The 18,091-nt window shown below is 65.0% G+C and carries 15 protein-coding genes; 8 read left to right on the top strand and 7 right to left on the bottom strand.

Annotated features, from left to right (window positions below):
* The first annotated feature begins 15 nt into the window (after positions 1 to 15).
* The 4 genes from J2S71_RS07570 to J2S71_RS07555 all read left to right on the top strand — a co-directional run bounded on the left by J2S71_RS07570 (position 16) and on the right by J2S71_RS07555 (position 3,223).
* Positions 16 to 708 (top strand): class B sortase, encoded by a 693-nt coding sequence (locus J2S71_RS07570; RefSeq protein WP_307390395.1) that lies wholly within the window; start codon positions 16 to 18, stop codon positions 706 to 708.
* A gap of 121 nt (positions 709 to 829) precedes the next feature.
* Positions 830 to 1,696, top strand: a complete 867-nt coding sequence (locus J2S71_RS07565) for a transporter substrate-binding domain-containing protein (protein ID WP_307390393.1) — start codon at positions 830 to 832, stop codon at positions 1,694 to 1,696.
* Between the two features lie 47 nt (positions 1,697 to 1,743).
* Positions 1,744 to 2,397, top strand: a complete 654-nt coding sequence (locus J2S71_RS07560; protein ID WP_021726429.1) for an amino acid ABC transporter permease — start codon at positions 1,744 to 1,746, stop codon at positions 2,395 to 2,397.
* Positions 2,390 to 3,223, top strand: a complete 834-nt coding sequence (locus J2S71_RS07555) for an amino acid ABC transporter ATP-binding protein (protein ID WP_307390390.1) — start codon at positions 2,390 to 2,392, stop codon at positions 3,221 to 3,223. Before J2S71_RS07560 ends, J2S71_RS07555 begins: the two co-directional genes overlap by 8 nt.
* 20 nt (positions 3,224 to 3,243) lie before the next feature.
* On the opposite strand, the gene J2S71_RS07550 is transcribed toward J2S71_RS07555, so the two are convergent.
* From J2S71_RS07550 to J2S71_RS07525, 6 genes are all read right to left on the bottom strand, one after another.
* Positions 3,244 to 3,633, bottom strand: a complete 390-nt coding sequence (locus J2S71_RS07550) for a hypothetical protein (protein WP_307390387.1) — start codon at positions 3,631 to 3,633, stop codon at positions 3,244 to 3,246.
* Positions 3,630 to 3,914: a hypothetical protein gene (locus J2S71_RS07545; protein ID WP_307390384.1), complete on the bottom strand. Its 285-nt coding sequence runs from the start codon at positions 3,912 to 3,914 to the stop codon at positions 3,630 to 3,632. The genes J2S71_RS07550 and J2S71_RS07545 overlap by 4 nt, the downstream gene beginning before the upstream one ends.
* Before the next feature lie 93 nt (positions 3,915 to 4,007).
* Positions 4,008 to 4,595 (bottom strand): DUF5104 domain-containing protein, encoded by a 588-nt coding sequence (locus J2S71_RS07540; RefSeq protein WP_307390382.1) that lies wholly within the window; start codon positions 4,593 to 4,595, stop codon positions 4,008 to 4,010.
* Positions 4,596 to 4,603: 8 nt separating this feature from the next.
* Positions 4,604 to 5,170, bottom strand: coding sequence for a hypothetical protein (locus tag J2S71_RS07535; RefSeq protein WP_307390380.1), 567 nt, complete (start codon positions 5,168 to 5,170; stop codon positions 4,604 to 4,606).
* A gap of 4 nt (positions 5,171 to 5,174) precedes the next feature.
* A complete protein-coding gene (locus tag J2S71_RS07530; RefSeq protein ID WP_307390377.1) occupies positions 5,175 to 10,577 on the bottom strand; it encodes a DUF6531 domain-containing protein in 5,403 nt (1,800 codons plus the stop codon).
* A 138-nt stretch (positions 10,578 to 10,715) separates the two neighbouring features.
* Positions 10,716 to 11,714 (bottom strand): bile acid:sodium symporter family protein, encoded by a 999-nt coding sequence (locus tag J2S71_RS07525; RefSeq protein WP_051332964.1) that lies wholly within the window; start codon positions 11,712 to 11,714, stop codon positions 10,716 to 10,718.
* A gap of 100 nt (positions 11,715 to 11,814) precedes the next feature.
* On the opposite strand from J2S71_RS07525, the gene J2S71_RS07520 reads away from it, so the two are divergent.
* The 4 genes from J2S71_RS07520 (at position 11,815) to J2S71_RS07505 (ending at position 16,067) form a co-directional block, all read left to right on the top strand.
* A complete protein-coding gene (locus J2S71_RS07520; RefSeq protein ID WP_307390374.1) occupies positions 11,815 to 12,639 on the top strand; it encodes a Cof-type HAD-IIB family hydrolase in 825 nt (274 codons plus the stop codon).
* 130 nt (positions 12,640 to 12,769) lie between these two features.
* A complete protein-coding gene (gene sufC, locus J2S71_RS07515) occupies positions 12,770 to 13,543 on the top strand; it encodes a Fe-S cluster assembly ATPase SufC (protein WP_307390371.1) in 774 nt (257 codons plus the stop codon).
* A gap of 2 nt (positions 13,544 to 13,545) precedes the next feature.
* On the top strand, positions 13,546 to 14,991 hold the full coding sequence (gene sufB / locus J2S71_RS07510; protein ID WP_021726392.1) for a Fe-S cluster assembly protein SufB: 1,446 nt from the start codon (positions 13,546 to 13,548) through the stop codon (positions 14,989 to 14,991).
* Positions 14,991 to 16,067, top strand: coding sequence for a SufB/SufD family protein (locus J2S71_RS07505; protein ID WP_307390366.1), 1,077 nt, complete (start codon positions 14,991 to 14,993; stop codon positions 16,065 to 16,067). Before sufB ends, J2S71_RS07505 begins: the two co-directional genes overlap by 1 nt.
* An 83-nt stretch (positions 16,068 to 16,150) precedes the next feature.
* Here the strand turns inward: J2S71_RS07505 and J2S71_RS07500 are convergent, their stop codons facing one another.
* Positions 16,151 to 18,064 carry a heavy metal translocating P-type ATPase gene (locus J2S71_RS07500; protein ID WP_307390364.1) on the bottom strand — a complete coding sequence of 638 codons (1,914 nt, stop codon included), beginning with the start codon at positions 18,062 to 18,064 and terminating at the stop codon, positions 16,151 to 16,153.
* Positions 18,065 to 18,091 lie beyond the last annotated feature (27 nt).

Raw genomic sequence — 18,091 nt, 5'->3', positions numbered from 1 at the left:
CTGGTGGGATGCGGCATGCTCTTCGAGAGCCTCGGGGCGCTCACGGCAATCGAGCGTATGCAGGACGCCGTGAGGGAACCCGACGGCTCCATTAACCTGGGGCGGATGCCTCAGATTGCACCAGGCGCACAGGCCTGGCTCACCGTGGACTCGGCAGGCATGAGTCTCCCCGTTGCCCAGGGAGGACAGGGCGATCCCACCTACTACCTCTCACACGACATCAACGGCAAGGACTCTCCCGCAGGAACGCCGTTCATCGACTGGCGCTGTTGGGAGGCCACAACGGAATGCCCCCAGCACCTCCTGGTCTATGGCCATCACCTGGGGGTCACGGGCGGCATGTTCTCTCCGCTCTATCATTGCTGGCGGCAGGGGGAGTTCGAACGCCTCTGTGCCTCGGGGGCAGACTGGTACGAGCCGAGCGCACGAGCCCGCCACTTCATGCCGCTGTGCGCGCTGCGCGTACGCGAGGACTATGCTCCCATACAGGTCTTCTCCTGGCAGGATCTGGACCACCTGAGGACATGGCTTTACGACATCGCGCAGCGGTCCTCTGCCGCGGTGCCGGACTGGGAGCGCGTGGCGCGCGGTGCGACGCGCTGCCTCACGCTCGTCACCTGCAGCTCGAACCTCCCGGGACAGGGCTGGCGCACGCTCGTCCTGTTTGTGGAGGACACCTCATCCACCTGCGGGGAAATCAACACGTAACCCCAGGGGCCTTGATGGGTCAGCACGTACCGTCTACCCTCACTGTAGCGCGCTAAAGCATCCGGCCCGTCATCATGCCGGACCACGCCACCATCGAGCACGACAACCAAGGGAGACGACCGTGTCCATTCGCATCCTGAGCCGCAGGCAGCTCGTCAAGGCGTCCGCACTCGCCGCTGTCGCCCCAGCCCTCATGAGCCTCACGGCCTGCGGCGGCGCCCAGCAGGCCAACACGACGGGCTCCTCCAGTGTCGACGGCTTCGACGGCACCTTCATCGTCGGCTTCGACCAGGACTTCCCACCCTATGGCTACGTGGGGGACGATGGGCAGTACACGGGCTTCGACCTCAACCTCGCCCAGGCGGTCTGCCAGAGGGAGGGATGGACCTACACGCCCAGCGCCATTTCCTGGGATGCCAAGGACGCCCTGCTCAGCGGCGGACAGATCACCTGCATCTGGAACGGCTTCACCATCGAGGGACGCGAGGACGGCTACACCTTCACGGACCCCTATATGGAGAATCGCCAGGTCATCGTGGTGCGTGCCGACTCCGACATCGACGCCCTCTCGGACCTCGCCGGAAGGAACGTCATCACCCAGGCTGACTCCGCCGCCTACGACCTGCTCACCACCGATGGGGCTCAGGCGGAGCTCGGCGCCTCGTTCGCCCAGCTCCAGACCATCGGCGAGTACAACACTGCCTTCATGATGCTGGACAACGGCTCCGTGGATGCCATCGCCGTGGACTACCCCGTGGCCCTGTACAACATGGGTGGCAAGGGGGACTCCTATCGCATCCTGGACGAGTACCTCAGCTCCGAGCACTTTGGCGTGGGCTTCGCCAAGACGGACACCGGCAAGGCGCTGGCCGCCGCCGTCGAGAGGGACCTCCAGGCCCTCGATGCGGACGGTACCGTCAAGCAGCTCTGTGACACGTATGCCGACCAGGGCATCTCGTATGACCTGTGGGTGCTCCCTAAGGCATAGCCCGCCATTCCCGCCTCAAGCGACCCGTCATCCCAAGGAGGGGGCTCGTGGACTTCTCCACCATGTTGGGCATGCTCCTCTCGAGCTACCTCACGTCACTCCAGATCTTTGCCGTCACCCTCGTGGGATCCATCCCTCTGGGCGTGCTCATCGCGGTGGGCAGGCTCTCGCGCTTCCGTCCCCTCTCGCTCGTCTGCCGGCTCGTCATCTCACTGCTGCGTGGCACGCCGCTCATGCTGCAGATGTTTGCGGTGTTCTTCATCCCCACCACCATGATGGGCCTGCAGCTGGGCAACGGCTATATCCTCACGGCCGTGCTCATAGCCTTTGTGATCAACTATGCCGCCTACTTTGCCGAGATCTATCGCTCCGGCATCCAGAGCATGCCCACGGGACAGTACGAGGCCGCAGAGGTCCTTGGCTACACGCCGAGGCAGACCTTCTTCCGCATCATCCTGCCCCAGGTGGTCAAGCGCGTGCTCCCCGCCATGGGCAACGAGATCGTCACCCTCGTCAAGGACACGTCACTTGCCTTCTCCATCGGCATCGCCGAGATGTTCGCCCAGAGCAAGGCTCTCGTCTCGTCACAGCGTTCCATGGTGCCCTTCGCCATCGCCGCCGTCATCTACTGGGTGACCTGTCTGCTCATCGAGCTCGTCATGTACCTCATCGAGAAGAGAATGAGCTACTACCATGACTAAGCACGCCAAATCGCCGCTCAACCTTCCGCGCCCCGACACGAGCTACGCCACCTTCATGGGACTTCCCGCCGTCTACCTGCGCAAGGCACGAAAGTCGTTCGGCGAGAGGGAGGTGCTCACAGGCATCGACCTGCTCATCGACAAGGGCGAGGTGGTGTCCATCATCGGCCCCTCCGGTGCCGGCAAGTCCACGCTGCTGCGCTGCCTCACCCTGCTCGACCGCTTTGACGAGGGGCAGCTCACCTATGGCAGCATCACGGTGGCGCAACCCGAGGGAGAGGCGAGCGGCAGGGCCGTCTACAGCAAGGCCGCCATGCGCGACGCGCGCATGCGCTTTGGCATCGTCTTCCAGAGCTTCAACCTCTTCCCCCATTGGACGGTGCTGCGCAACGTCATGGATGCTCCCGTCACCGTACAGGGACGCCCCCAGGAGGAGGTGGAGGACCAGGCACGTCGGCTGCTCGAGCGCCTGGGTCTCACGGAGCATGCGGACAAGGTTCCCGACCAGCTCTCGGGCGGCCAGCAGCAGCGCGTCGCCATCGCGCGCGCCCTCTGCATGAGTCCGCAGATCATCTACTTCGACGAGGCCACCTCGGCACTCGACCCCAAGCTCACAGAGGACATGCACGCCCTCATCCGCGAGCTTGCGGCGGACGGCATGGCCGTGGGCATCGTGACGCACGAGATGGGCTTCGCACGCGAGGTGTCCGACCGCGTGTGCTTCCTCATCGACGGGCAGATCGTGGAGCAGGGCACGCCCGAGCAGGTCATCGAGCACCCGCAGGACGAGCGCACGCAGGCCTTCCTCTCGAGATCCACGGACTAGCAAGGTGGACGGGGGGCGTCTCAGGGGCGCTCCCGCAGACAGGCGGTGCGCCTTTGGTCGTACAGGGTCTCGCGCTCATGGTCGATGGTGCGCAGCCATTGGTAGGACAGCTCCCGCTGTTCGTCACAGTGCGCGAGGATGGAGGCGCGCAGGCGCTGTATCTCGTCCACGCCCCAGGCGTCCAGCCCCATGTCCTCGCCGGCATAGGCCCTGTCGGCAACCGCCCTCACCGAGGCATCGACGTCTTCCATGGTGTCCTCTAGGGTCCGTATCCTGCCCCTCAGGGAGTACTCCTCATCCTCCAGACGCATCAGCCGCCTGTCGATCGAGGCTGATAACCTGGGCTCCGCCTGTGACGTTGGTCCCTGGGAGTGGAAACTCCCGCCATCCCAGGCATCGTATGCCGTCATGAGGCGTTCTGTATGTCTGAGGCGGCCATAGCGTCCGCCTCGTTGAGCGAGATGCCCACCTGCCTGAATGCCTCCGCATCACGTTCCATCGCGCTGGCATAGGCCGTGCAGTACGAGGATGCCGCATCGGAGATCGAGTCATGGGTGGTTGGCGGGGTGCCGTCCGCGACGCCCGTCGCAGACCCGAGCTTGAACGAATGGTAGGCGTCAAGCCCAGCCTTGAGGCTATCAGCGGCTGCCCCGGCTGCGTCCACACTTGATGCTATGGTCGAAGATGACATCACGCTCTCCTCTCGTCGCGCATCAGGAACAGCCCTCCCGTATGGCTAGACTGTACCATGCTTCGCTCCGTTGCCCCTGACGAACAGGGCTTCCTACCAGTTGGGATCGTACGGGCTGGTGTGGGGGTCCCAGCCCTCCCAGCTCGTGATGAGGCGGATGCCGGCGGGGAAGTCATCGCTTTCGTTGTACCAACCGAACCCCTTAGGCGCATCCCAGTCCGAGTTCGGTATAACCTCGATGGACTTCAGACCGACCTTCGAGGGGTCATCGCGGTTCAAGGTGCAGTCGGTAACGTGCATCTGCCACCTTGTGCCATCCGGCGCCGTCACGGTAGCCGTGCTGATAATGTAGATGCTCCCCGTGCGCACATTACCCTGGCTCGACCAGAAGTCCCCATCGCCCAAGGTGCCCCCGCCCATGAGCGACATCACCTCAGTCGCCTTAGCTGCCAAGTCGGAATCGGCTGAGCGTGCCTCCTCGGAGAAGGCCGCCACGAGGCCGTCGGCGTCGGAGTTTACGACGAGGGAGGACAGTTCGTCCAGGCAAGCCGCCGACGCGTCCGCGTCGGACATCGTGGAGCGCGGGCCGTAGCCCTCGGACGCCCTGCAGCCCGCAAGGGCAAGCAGGGACGAGAGGGCCACGGTAACCAGGAGGTGCCTGCGGTGGATGACGGCATGCATGGTATGGCCTACCAGTCGGGGCTGTAGGGGCTGGTGTGGGGGTCCCAGCCGTCCCAGCTCGTGATGAGGCGCACGCCGTAGCGGATGGCGCCGCTCGACTCGTTGAACCACCCGAATCCCTGGGGGGCGTCATGACCCGAGTCCGGTATGACTTCGATGGCCTTGATGCCGAGCTCTGAGGGGTCGTCGCGGTTCAGCGTGCAGTCGGTGACGTGCAGCTGCCACACCGAGCCGTCCGGCGCCGTCACCGTGGCGGAGCTCACGACGTATATCTCCCCGCCCGCGAGCGTCCCGACGCTCATATAGAACTCGCCATTGCTGACAGTGCCGCCGCCGAGAACGGACATGAGGTCGGCGACCCTGTCGGAGAGGCCCGCCGAGTTCTCCCGCGCGGCGTCGGAGAACTCGGCGTCGAGGCCGGCCGCGTCGGAGCCGGCGACGAGCCGCGAGAACTGCTCGAGGCGGTCGGCGCTCGCGTCCTCGACGGACATCGTGGAGCGCGGGCCGTAGCCCTCGGGAGTCTGGCAACCCGCAAGGGCGAGCAGGGACGAGAGGGACATTACTATCAGAGTCACAAGCCTACGACCACTGCCATGCATAGTATGCCACCTGTCTCTCCTCATCAAAGCACCAACCAACCTGCTCAGAATATTTTGCGTAAAATGCATCCCACATTTCTGGATTCACTGAGAAGTCAATTGAACCATAGGCGATGAGGTCCTCTTGGTTGGCATCCTGAACATCCGGGTTAAAGCCCGTCGTCCACCAGTTGGACTGCCCAGGATCGTAGACAAAGATGACATTGCCGTCTTTGTCATACAGGTTGAGCTTCATATAGAGGTTGGTGTCATCGGCAGCCTCCTTATGGAATCCATCCCCCCGATAGATGCCCGACTCCGCACCGGCCCCCAGATTGTAGTAGTCACCCTTCCAAAGCCAAAGCGTATAACTCGTGCCGTTTACAGAGAACTCATACTTCGGTGGCTTATCTGGAGCTGATGTCAGACCTTTGAACATATAGTCGTAAAAATCGTTGTAGCCAAAGGGTTTCTGCCAGCAATCCTGCTTAGCATGATAGATGCCATCATCACGACTGAATGAGAAAAAGTCGAGAACCTGCTCGCCTAATGAAGATTGCGTGAAAGCCGTCGCGACATCACTGATGTCGTTCACGCCAAAGGCCGTAGACGGCACGTTACCCGCCGCATAGATTCCTGCTGCGGCAACCGGGGATAATGGCGCGGTGGCCACAGCCACGGCAGTAGCCACATCCTTGAAGTCGATCTCCGTTATCGCACGTAGTCCGTTCAAGACCTCCGTTCCCTTATCAGACACGACCTGCTTGACGGGTTCTGCAACGCTATTCCATGCCTCATGGGCACCCTCAAAGACGCTTTCGGTCGCCGACTCCACACCGTCGCAGATGTCTTGCAATGACGGCCAGAGGCCGTTAACGTCCACGTACCCAAGCGGGGAGTTCCAGCAGTAGCTGTACTTGTTGAGGGTCTGCGGAACCCCACCCATGCCCGCATGCCGGTCGCGCGCGGCAAAGCGCCCCGTCAGGGGATCATACTCACGCGCTTCCGCAAAGAGCGTGCCCGCCACGGGATCCAATCCATAGGCCGCAAAGCCGATGCCCGAGAGCGCCGAGGGATCACCGCCCGTCATCCGACCGAACTCGTCATAGCCAACGGCACCCAGCGAGCTGCCGTCCGACGAGATCGCCTCGAGCGGGCTTCCCATCTCGTCGCATGCGAACCACTTCGCCCGGGAGTCCGAGAGTGCGACGACGGGGGCACCGTTCCACACCAGGGACTCGCACCCGGCATCATCGCTCCGCTGCAAGAGGTTCCTGCCCACACGCGACAGGTCGTGCACGTACCTCGTCGTCTGTGCGCCCTCGGAATCACGCTCATCAACCAGGCTCCGCATGATACGCTGGCCCAAACCGTCATAGGCGTACCGCACGGTGCGTGTGCCGTCCCCCTGGGAGGTCGCCCGTACGAGGCGGTTGGTGGCGTCATAGTCATAGCTGCGCTCGTCATGCCCGCCCCCAGAGACCACACGCAGGTTGCCACGCCCGTCATACGAGAAGTCGGTCGCCCTGCCGTCCCTCGTCACGTGGAGCAGACGATCGGCCGCATCATAGGTATAGTCGGCACGCTCGCCCGAGCGCTCGTCCCATACACGGTTACCAAACGCGTCGTACCCATATGAGCGCAGGGGGCTGCCATCGCGATTGACCCCAACGAGGCGATTCAGGGCGTCATAGGCATAGGTAAGCTCGCCGTCGCCCTCGGGCAGGTTCCTGTGCCGTACGCTCCTGCGCACCTTGTTTCCCTCGGCGTCATAGCCAAGGCCCAGGTGCATGAGCTCGCCGATGGCATCGAGGTGCGCCATGGACGTCATGCGCCCCACGGCGTCGCGCGCATAGCGCGTCTCGAGGCCATCGGACGTGCAGGAACGCACGAGACGTGACAGGTTGTCGTACTCGTACGAGACCGAGCCGTGCCGTGCGCTCAGGCGCGTGAGCCTGCCCTGGTCGTCGTACTCGTATCCCACGCGTCCCCCATCGGGGTACACGAGGCCCGTCAGCTCTCCGGCCACATCCCGCTCGTAGCGCACCACGCTGCCGGAGCAGTCCTCCACCGAGACCATGCGCCCAACCGCGTCGCGCTCGATCGACGTGGAGCCACGCCAGTCCTCGACATCAATCAGCCGACCCAGCGTGTCATAGCCGAAGTCGACCGTCCGGCCGTCAGCATATCCGATGGTCTGCAATGCGCCCGTGGGCGTGTAGCCATACGAGGTCGCGTATCCGTCCGCGTCCACGACGCGGACGGGGTACCCAAGCGCATCGTAGTCGTAAGCCGTCTCGTTGCCCAGAGGGTCTATCGCCTTGGTCACGCGTCCAAGCAGATCGCGTTCGTAGCGGGTCTGTCGTGAGGAGCCCTTCCCATCCGATCGTGTGACGTTCACGAGGGCGCCCCGCGCGTCGTAGCCGAACGTCGTGACGCCGCCGAGCGCATCGATGGTCCGTGCGAGCCTGCCGAGACCATCCCTCACATACCGGGTGAGGTTGCCGTTGGCGTCACACAGGGAGGAGCACCTGCCGAGGGCATCGTACTCGTAGCGCCTCGACCACCCCTCGCTGCCCTGGACGGCCGTCACGCGCCCGAGCAGGTCATGCGTCAGGGACCATGACGCCCCCTCCTCCTGGCGCAGCCCTGTCAGGCGACCGCACCCGTCATAGGCGAACGACCAGGTGACGCCACGCATGGTGCGCGTGCGGGCGAGGAGGCCACCCGGCAGGTACTCATAGGTCTGCCGCATGCCATGCGGGTTGGTGATGGCGCTCACATGCCCCATCGCGTCATAGTCGAGGAGCGTCCGTGCCCCCAGCTCGTCCGTGAGGGCGACGAGCTGCCCCACCTCATCGAACTCCGCCGTACGCCTATGGCCGACGGGATCAACGACCTGCGCCACCTTGCCGAAGCGATTGTAGGTGAGGCGCGTCACCGCATCGGAGCAGTCCCTCACCCGTATCACGCGTCCCAGGCCATCGTAATCGAAGTGGGCCTGCGCCCCGTTCTGATAGGTCACCTGCGTGCAGCGGTCATCCGCGTCGTACTCGTAGCGCACGGATCCCCCGAGCGCGTCCATCACGCCCTCCAGCCGTCCAAACCGGTCGTACGCATAGGTAGTCGATGCTCCGAGCGGATCGGTGACCCTGGCAAGCCGCCAGAGCCTGTCGTACTCGAAGGTGCAGGTCCCACCCTGCTTGTCCGTGGCGGTGCGCAGCAGGCCGAACGCGTCGTAGGAGCGCTTCAGGGAGAGCCCGTCGTAGTCGCGCATCTCGACCATGTTGCCACAGGCGTCATAGCGGTAGTGACGGCTGTCGCCCACCGCGTTGGTCACACGGACGACCTTGCCGCGCGCGTCATACTCGTAGCGCGTGACGCCTCCGTCGGCGTTCGTCCGCGCCACCACCCTGCCCAGCTCGTCGTAGGCATAGTCGACCCTGATGCCAGGGTCTCCCTCGATGCGCGTGACGTTGCCCCGCGCGTCCCTCGTCAGCACCACGACGCTGCCGTCCGGCTGGGTCAGTCTGACGGGCCGTCCCGTCGCGTCGTACGAGAGCCTCACCGCCCTCCCCAGGGCGTCCTCGCGTACGGTAAGGTGACCCTGTCCGTCGAAGGTGTTCCGTACGAGCATCTTGCCGTCGAGCCTGACCTCCAGGGGACGGCCCATCTCGTTGCGTTCGAACGCAAGCGTCTGACCAGCAGCGTTGGTGATGGAGCGGACCCGACCGGCCCTGTCATACCGGAAGCGTGTCGTGTGCCCCAGCCTACTCGTGTGGGCGGTCTTGAGGTTGCGCCGGTCATACTCGAAGCGCTCCGTGCCGTCGGGACGGGTGTACGCGACCGTCCGGTACAGCCCATCGCTCTCGTAGCTGCTCTCGTGGCCCTCCTGGTCGACGAGCGTGAGCTCATGCCCCAACTCGTCGAAGCGATAGGTGATCTCGGCACCGTTGGCGAACGCCTGGCGCGCCACGCGTCCATGCTCGTCATACGCGTTCCTGAGGGTCACCTCGCCCCTTGGGTTCGTGAGGCTGGCCATCCTTCCCAGATGGTCATAGCCGTACCGCCTGGTGTGTCCCAGCTCGTCGGTAAGGGCCACGAGCAGGGCGCCCTCATGCTCCAGGCCAATGGATCTGCCCGTGGCGTCGCTGACGCGCACAAGGAGGCCTCCCTCATGGTGGAAGTCGAGCCGCTCGCCCGACACGCTCACGACGCGCTCGAGCAGACCGCTCTCGTCATAGGCAAGGTCGGCCCCGGATCCGTCCACGTCGACCATCCGCACGAGGGTGCCCTCGGCGTCAAAGAGGAACTCCGTTGCCAACGCATCGGTGTAGCTCCAACCGCCCTCCGCGCGAGGCGTGAGCGACCCCTCGACGGTGGCACCGACATACTGGCCGCCCTCGGGAAAGAAGAGAGCCTCGTGCCCATCCGCCATACGGACGCTCACCATGCCCGAGTCATGGCGCAGCACGTGCAGACCAAGGTTCTGGCTCCACCCCTTTCCTATCGTTGCGTCCCCCTCGTCCACCGAGTTGTAGAAGAGCGAGAACGAGAGCGGAAACAGGCCACCCATGCGCAGGAAGACGCGCTGGTGGATGAAGTTTCCCGTGGAGAGGTTGACGGGGTCACCCCCGAAGAGGGCGCTGTCGTTGGTTCCCTTGAGCTCGTTGAGGACGTACTTGCGAACGGAGGCCGGTGCGTCCTTGTTGTCGAGGATGAGGTTGATGACCGACCGCCAGTACTTGCTCTGCATGTCCTGGCTGTTCCATGAGCCATCGGACACGTTGCTGAGGTCGTACGTGTGCGACTGGGGGTCATAGGCCACCTGGCCCAGCGCCTCGCCCGCCTCCTTCAGGCGGGACGCCTCGCCTTGGGATGCCGAGTAGATGGAGCCGTTGCCCGTATAGTCGTACAGAACCTTGAGCTTCCTCTGCAGCTCGGCCCTGGCCCCCTCATAGACTTGGGCAAGGTGCTCGATCGACTCGATCGACCGCTGGCTCGCGTCGGTCGACTGACCCGCGGCGGACTGCTCCCGCTGCAGGCTCTGCTGCTCCTGTTGCTGCTTATACAATCTGTCGATGAGCCCATCGTACAGGGATATATTTGCCTTGAGCTCCTCGGAGTCGAGCGTCTCCCCACCGAACGCATCAAGCGCCGCGATGTCCGAGTCGAGGTCTCCGACGAGGGTGTCGAGAAAGACGAACTGGCATTGGAGGGCGGGAAGCTTCACGCGCAAGAGGTAGGCCCGGGCGCTGTCATACGCCGCCCCCTGGGTCCTGGAATCCGACTTGACGACGTCGTACACCGCATCGATCTGTGCCTGGCAGGCATAGGCCTGCTGTCGCGCCTTGGTCTTGTCGGAGTCCAGGATGGACTGGAGCTGGGACGGGTCAACCCTCATGGTGGTCTCCGCTCGAATCGATGGCCCGCACATGGTTCTGGATTGGTCAGCATTATAGCAGAAACAGATGGCGCCTCTTATGGGAATCGGATGGAAGCCTCCCGGGTGTCGGATGCCGGAACCCCATGACCACATGCCCTACAGCGCACGGTGCACGAGGCATTCCTCGCCGACGTTGCCGCCACCCTCCAGCGCCCTTCCCATCCTGGAGCCAAACGCCGCGGCAAGGAACTGCTGGAAGAGCGTGCCCGCCATCACGGGAAAGAGGGCGTCTGCGGGCAGGCTGCCCACTGCGATGACGGCACCGGCGGAGATGTTCTTCATCGCACTCGCAAATGTCATGCTCACGAAGCGGTCGCGCGGCTGGTGGGTACCTCGCGCGAGCAGCAGGCCCAACAGGTACCCCAGCGTACAGAGCACGCCCGAGAACGCCAGGACCCCCACGAGCAGGGGCGTCAGATGCAGCATGAGTGACGAGATGCCCGTGGTGTTGGTGGTCACGATGAGCACGAGCAGGATGCGTGCGAGCGGTGCCAATGCGGGCGCAAGCGTGCGGGCTCCCCAGCCATGCGTGGCGTCATTGAGCGTCGTGCCTGCCACCGCGGGCACGGCGACGAGCACCGCGAGCTCGCGCACCATGCCCGCCACGTCAATCTGCACGGAAGTCCCCACCAGCAGCTGCATGGCAAGGGGGATGGTGACGGGACTGACGAGCGCCGAGAGCAGCACCGCCGAGAGGCCCAGCGAGATGTCGCCCCCGTACAGGCTGATCCAGAGGATGCTGGAGGTTGCCACCGGTACCGCATACTCCAGCGTGAGACCCGAGACGACAGCCGGGCTCGCGCCAAAGAGCGCATGCCCCACCCCAAACGCGATGAGTGGCATGCCCACGTGGGAGAACAACAGGATGAGCACGAGCGGCAGCGGATGGGCAAACGTCTCGCGCACCCGTGCGACGCTGTTGCCCAGTGCCCCCTGAAACGCCATGACCATGAACAGGGGCCCCACGAGGGGACGCAACGGCACGAACCACTCGGGTCGAAGGATACCCAGCGCCAGGCAGCAGGGCATCACGATGATCATGTGGCGCGCAATGAGCGACCCCAGACGCCTCCATAGGTTCCCTGCCACCGCCATGTTCCTCCGTCCCTGAGCCACGCGGTACCAGATGTGCAATGCACCAGGTATCATAGGCATACATGCCCACCCGCCACCCGTCAGTCCAGAGGAGCTTCACATGTACCGCGTAATCGCCAGCGACATGGACGAGACCTTCCTGGACAGGGGCCACGCCATCCCCCCAGCCAACATCGATGCCATCGCACGCATGAGGGAGCAGGGGATGCTCTTTGTCCCGGCATCGGGCAGGCCGTACGACTCCATCCTCGCGTCCCTCGACGGCATGCCCCGCAACCTACTTGAAGGCTCCTATGTCATCTCCTTCAACGGCGGCTGCATCACGCGGGTGGGTGACGATGGTCCCATCGTCTCGGCCTCCCTGCCCTTTGCCAAGCTCAAGGCCCTCTTCGACTACGGCACCACGCTGGACGTGGGCATCCATGTCTACGAGCTCTCGGGCACGGTGCGCACCTGGAACATCGACGAGGAGGAGACGGCGTACCTGCGTGGCCACATGGACACCAGACCACTCGCAAAGCCCAGCGTCAGCCCCCTCGCAACCAGCCCCTGCGCCAAGATCCTCTACTGTCTCCCCGGCGGGATCGACCGGCTGCGCGACATCCTGGCCACGATGCCAGCGGGACTCCTCGAGGGCATAGCACCCACCTTCTCGTCCGAGCGCTACCTGGAGTTCAACCCGGCGGGAGTGGACAAGGGAACGGGCCTCGCGCGCCTGGCAGACCTTGTGGGAGTCCCCCTGTCCGAGACGATAGCCTGCGGTGACGCCGACAACGACATCGCCATGCTCAGGGCAGCCGGCGTGGGCGTGGCCGTCGCCAACGCAAACGATGCCACAAGGGCGCAGGCGGACTACCGCGCCACGGCCACCTGTGATGACGGTGTCATCGCCGAGGTATGGGAGCACTTCTGTGCCAGCGCATGAGCCTCCTGCCCGTCACGCTTGTGGCTTGAATGAAGCGCACGCAAGGGGGTAAACTCCCACAGCGTAAGTAGGAATTACCTCATATGCCGCTCTCCCGGGGGCGGCTCGCTGCCTTGTGGAAAGGGGCATCATGTCCGAAAAGCTGCTCGATGTGACGGGGCTCTCGGCAGGAACCGAGACCAAGCCCATCCTTCACGACATCAACCTCGGCGTTGGCGCGGGCGAGACCCACGTGCTCATGGGCCCCAACGGCGCCGGCAAGTCCACGCTCGGCCATGTGATCATGGGTGACCCCATCTACAAGGTCTCATCCGGCACCATCACCTTTGGTGGCGAGAACATCACGGACCTCTCTGCCGACAAGCGCTCGCTCGCGGGCGTCTTCCTCTCCTACCAGGCACCCGTGGAGGTGCCGGGCGTGCCGCTGTACAGCTTCCTGCGCACCATCACCCAAATGCGCCCCGAGCTCAAGACGGGTGCCCGCACGTTCCGCAAGCGCATCGCAGAGATCTCGGAGCAGCTGGACATTCCGGAGAGCTTCCTCACCCGCGAGCTCAACGTGGGCTTCTCCGGGGGCGAGAAGAAGAAGGTCGAGATGCTGCAGCTCCTGCTGCTCAAGCCTCGTCTCGCCATCCTCGACGAGACCGACTCCGGCCTGGACGTGGATGCGCTCTCCGTGGTGTCCCACGGCATCGAGGCCTATCGCCGCACGTGCGATGGCGCACTGCTCATGATCACGCACAACACGCGCATCCTCGAGAGGCTCGACGTCGATCGCACGCACGTGATGGTGAAGGGCCGCCTGGTGGCCGATGGCCCGGCCTCCCTCATCGGTGACATCGACGTCAACGGCTTCGCCCGCTTCGAGGGCGAAGAGGCCCAGGCCGAGGAGGCCGAGGCATAGCCATGAGCGACATCATCCAAAGGCCCGAGCTCGACGAGAAGGGCCGTACCAAGGTGACCGACGTCGACCGCTCGCTTTACGACTTCAGGATGTCCGAGGAAGGCTACGAGCGCTACGCCGACGGCCTCACCCCTGATATCGTGCGCTCCATCAGCCACAAGAAGGACGAGCCCCAGTGGATGCTCGACCTGCGCCTGAAGGCCCTCGAGGTGTATCACGACCGCGCCATGGCAACCAACTGGGGGCCCGACATCTCGGGCCTGGACATGGACCACATCTCCACCTACGTGAGCGCCGGCACGAAGCAGGCGCGCGACTGGGACGACGTTCCCAAGGACATCAAGGACACCTTCGAGCGGCTGGGCATCCCCGAGGCGGAGCGTGAGAGCCTCGCCGGCGTGGGCGCCCAGTATGACTCAGAGATCGTCTACCACAACATGCGCGAGGAGGTCGCCAAGTCGGGCGTCATCTACACCACGATCGAGGACGCCCTGCACGATCCTGAGTGGGAGCCCGTCGTGAGGGAGTACTTCGGCACGCTCATCCCCCTGTGCGACCACAAGTTCGCCGCGCTGCACTATGCCGTGTGGTCCGGTGGCTCCTTCGTGTACGTGCCCGCCGGCGTGCGCGTGGACTACCCGCTGCAGAGCTACTTCCGCCTCAATGCCTCCGGCGCGGGGCAGTTCGAGCACACGCTCATCGTCGTGGAGGAGGGCGCCGACCTCCACTTCATCGAGGGGTGCTCTGCGCCCAAGTACTATGAGGCGAACCTCCACGCCGGTGCGGTGGAACTCTTCGTGAGGGACGGCGCGCGCCTGCGCTACTCCACGATCGAGAACTGGTCCAAGAACATGTACAACCTCAACACCAAGCGTGCCAAGGTGGGCGCCGGGGCCAAGATGGAGTGGGTCTCCGGCTCGTTTGGCAGCCACGTGAGCTACCTCTACCCCACCACCATCCTCGAGGGAGCCAACTCCACCTGCGAGTTCACGGGCATCACGTTCGCCGGCGCCACGCAGGACCTGGACACCGGCTGCAAGGTCATCCTCAATGGTGCCAACACCACCGCCTCCGTGGACACCAAGTCCATCTCCAAGGACGGCGGTCTCAACACCTTCAGGAGTTCCGTCGTGGTGGGGCGCCATGCGGACAACGCGCGCGCAACGGTCAGCTGCCAGTCGCTCATGCTGGATGACATCAGCCGCTCCGACACCATACCTGCCATGGATGTGCGCAACAGCACGGCCTCGGTGGGTCATGAGGCCACCATCGGCCGCATCTCGGACGACACGATCCTCTACCTCATGAGCCGCGGCTGCTCCGAGGCCGAGGCGCGCTCCATGGTGGTCAACGGCTTTGCCAACCCCGTCTCGAAGGAGCTGCCGCTCGAGTACGCCGTCGAGATGAACAACCTGATCAAGCTCGAGATGGAAGGGGCGATCGGCTGATGGACACCGCCTATGCCACGCTCGAACGCGTCAACACCCCACCGGCACAGACCTGGAACTACCTCAAGATCGACGAGACCACGCTCAGGCTGCCCGTCCCCACGAGCACGGGAGAGGTGCCCGCGCGCCTGCCCCAGCTCTTTGGCACGGTGGAGGACGGCATTGGGCCCGAGGCCACACAGTGGGTGGAGCGCTCCGCCGGTGACTCCCACTACATCGAGGTCCCTCGCAACGCCGTGCGCGAGCGTCCCATCGTCCTGGAGGCCGAAGCCGCCAGGGGTGCCGTGCGCGACACGGGCGTCATGCTGCGCGAGGGCTCTGAGGCCACCGTCGTGCTCGTGAGCCGTGGCACGAACGACGCCGAGACCACCTCTGCCAACCTGGCGCGCATCGTGTGCGAGGGCAACGTCAGGCTCACGGTGGTGGAGATCGTCGCCCTCGGGGAGGGCGGCACGCACCTCGAGGGGCTCGGCATCGCAGCCGGCGCGCACACCACCGTCAAGCTTCGTCAGTATGCCCTCGGTGGCCGCAACGTCGCCCTGGGGCTCGGCGTGAGCCTCCTGGGGGACGGTGCCCGTCTCGAGCTGGAGACCCGCTACTTTGCCAGGGGGCAGGAGCGCCTCGACGTCAACCACGTCGTGCGCCAGCGTGGCCATGACACCCGCGCCGACCTGCATGCACGTGGCCTCTTGGACGACGGCGCCCACAAGACCATGCGCGAGACCATCGACCTCGCCCACGGCGCCAAGGGCTCCCGGGGCAACGAGACCGAGACCGTGCTCGTCCTTGGTGACGACGTGGTCAACAAGACCCTGCCCGTCATCCTCTGCGACGAGGACGACGTCCAGGGCAACCACGGCGCCTCCATCGGTTCGGTTGGCCCCGAGCAGCTGGGTTACCTTGCCAACCGCGGCCTTGCCGAGGACGAGGCGTATGCCCTGCATGCGCGCGCCATCTTCGACGATGCCGTCATTCACGCGCGCTGCGATACGGGACGCGACGCTGTGCTCACCCGTGCCCGAGCGGTGCTCGGCGACGAGATCGCCGGCGACCTCGCGGAGGCGTTGGAGCTCTAACGCCCGTCCCACATCACGTTTCCCTACGACAGGGCGCCGCCCGCAGCGCGCGGGTGGCGCCCTGCGCCCTCTGGGCGGCGTTCCTAGCGCAGCGCGCGGGTGGCGTTGAGGACGGCGAGCACCATCACGCCCACGTCGGCGAAGACGGCGAGCCACATGGGGGCAAGGCCGAACGTCGCCAGCGCCAGCACGACGATCTTGACGCCGATGGCAAACCAGGTGTTCTCATGGGCTATCCTCAACGTACGGTGGGCGCGCCGTATGGCCGTGGCAATCTTGGACGGCCTGTCATCCATGAGCACCACGTCTGCCGCATCGATGGCGGCATCGGATCCCATGGCGCCCATGGCGATGCCCACGTCGGAGCGGGCCAGCACGGGGGCGTCGTTGATGCCATCGCCCACGAAGGCGAGCGTGTGGCGGGCGTCCTCCTCCTTGAGCAGACGCTCCACCGCGGCCACCTTGCCCTCGGGCAGCAGCTCGGAGAGGCAGGTGGCGATGCCCAGCCGCCTGGCCACGTCGTCCGCGACCTCATGGCGGTCGCCCGTGAGCATGACCGTGCGCCTCACGCCCGCGGCCGAGAGGTCGCGGACGGCGGCAGCGGCATCGTCCTTGACCTCGTCCGCGATGAGGATGTGCCCCGCATAGGCGCCGTCGATGGACACGTGGATGACGGTGCCCACACGCTCGCACTGATGCCACCGCGCGCCCTCGGCCTCCATGAGCGCGCCGGTGCCCACGGCAACGCGCCTGCCGTTCACCGTGGCCACGATGCCCCTGCCCGCGCTCTCCTGCACGTCACTGACCGTACAGTCGTCATCCACGTCCGGGTAGGCGGCGCGCAGGGCGTCCGCGATGGGGTGCGTGGAGAAATGCTCCACATGGGCAGCCAGGTGAAGCAGGTGTAGGCGCTCGGCCTCGCTGCCCCCGGTCTCGAGCCCCGCCATGCATGTGGGGTGTACGGCACGCACGTCAAACACGCCACGTGTGAGGGTGCCGGTCTTGTCGAAGACGACGGTGTCCGTCCGTGCGAGGGCCTCCAGGTAGTTGGAGCCCTTGATCAGGATGCCGTGACGCGACGCGCCGCCAATGCCACCAAAGAACGTGAGCGGCACGCTGATGACGAGTGCGCAGGGGCACGAGACCACGAGGAACGTGAGGGCACGGTTGAGCCATGTGGGGAAGCTGGCCAGGTAGTCGCCCGTAAAGAGGGGTGGGACAAACGCAGCCACGAGGGCAAGCAGCACGACGACAGGCGTATAGACGTGCGCAAATCGCGTGATGAAGCCCTCGGACGTGCTCTTGTGCTCACTCGCGTTCTGCACGAGGTCGAGGATCCTGTTGGCCGTGGAGTCGCCAAAGGGCTTCTCCACACGCACGCGCAGCACACCGGAGACGTTCACGCATCCGCTCGCGACGCCCTCGCCTACCGTCACGTCACGCGGGACGGACTCGCCCGTGAGCGCGACGGTGTTGAGGCTGGACGTGCCTTCGACCACCTGCCCGTCCAGGGGCACGCGCTCGCCCGGGCGGACGACCACCACGTCACCAACCCGGACCTCCTCGGGCCTCACGACCACGACGGAACCGTCGCGCTCGAGGTTGGCGCTGTCCGGGCGAATCTCCATGAGGTGTGCGATGGAACGGGTGCTGGTACCCTCAGCCAGCTCCTCGATGAGCTCTCCCACCTGGAAGAACAGCATCACGAACACGGCCTCGGCGAACTCGGGCTCGGAGCCCGGAAAGAAGCCGATGCACAGTGCGCCCAGGGTGGCGAGCGACATGAGCAAGTCCTCGTCGAAGGGATCGCCCTCGCATATGCCCTCCCAGGCCTCCTGGAGCACGTCGTAGCCCACCACCAGGTACGGGATGGCGAACAGCAGCAGGCTGCCCCAGAGCGGCAGCGCGACCAGCCTCGTGAGTGCGACTGCGGCCACCAGCAGGACGGCCGCCACGATGATGCGTGCCAGGAGCACGCGGCTCTCCCTCTCGTCCATCGCTTCCCCTCTCTGGCGCAGGCCTCG

The sequence above is a fragment of the Olsenella profusa DSM 13989 genome (assembly GCF_030811115.1).
Taxonomy (GTDB): domain Bacteria; phylum Actinomycetota; class Coriobacteriia; order Coriobacteriales; family Atopobiaceae; genus Olsenella_F; species Olsenella_F profusa.
This window is presented reverse-complemented; position numbering and strand designations above follow the sequence as displayed.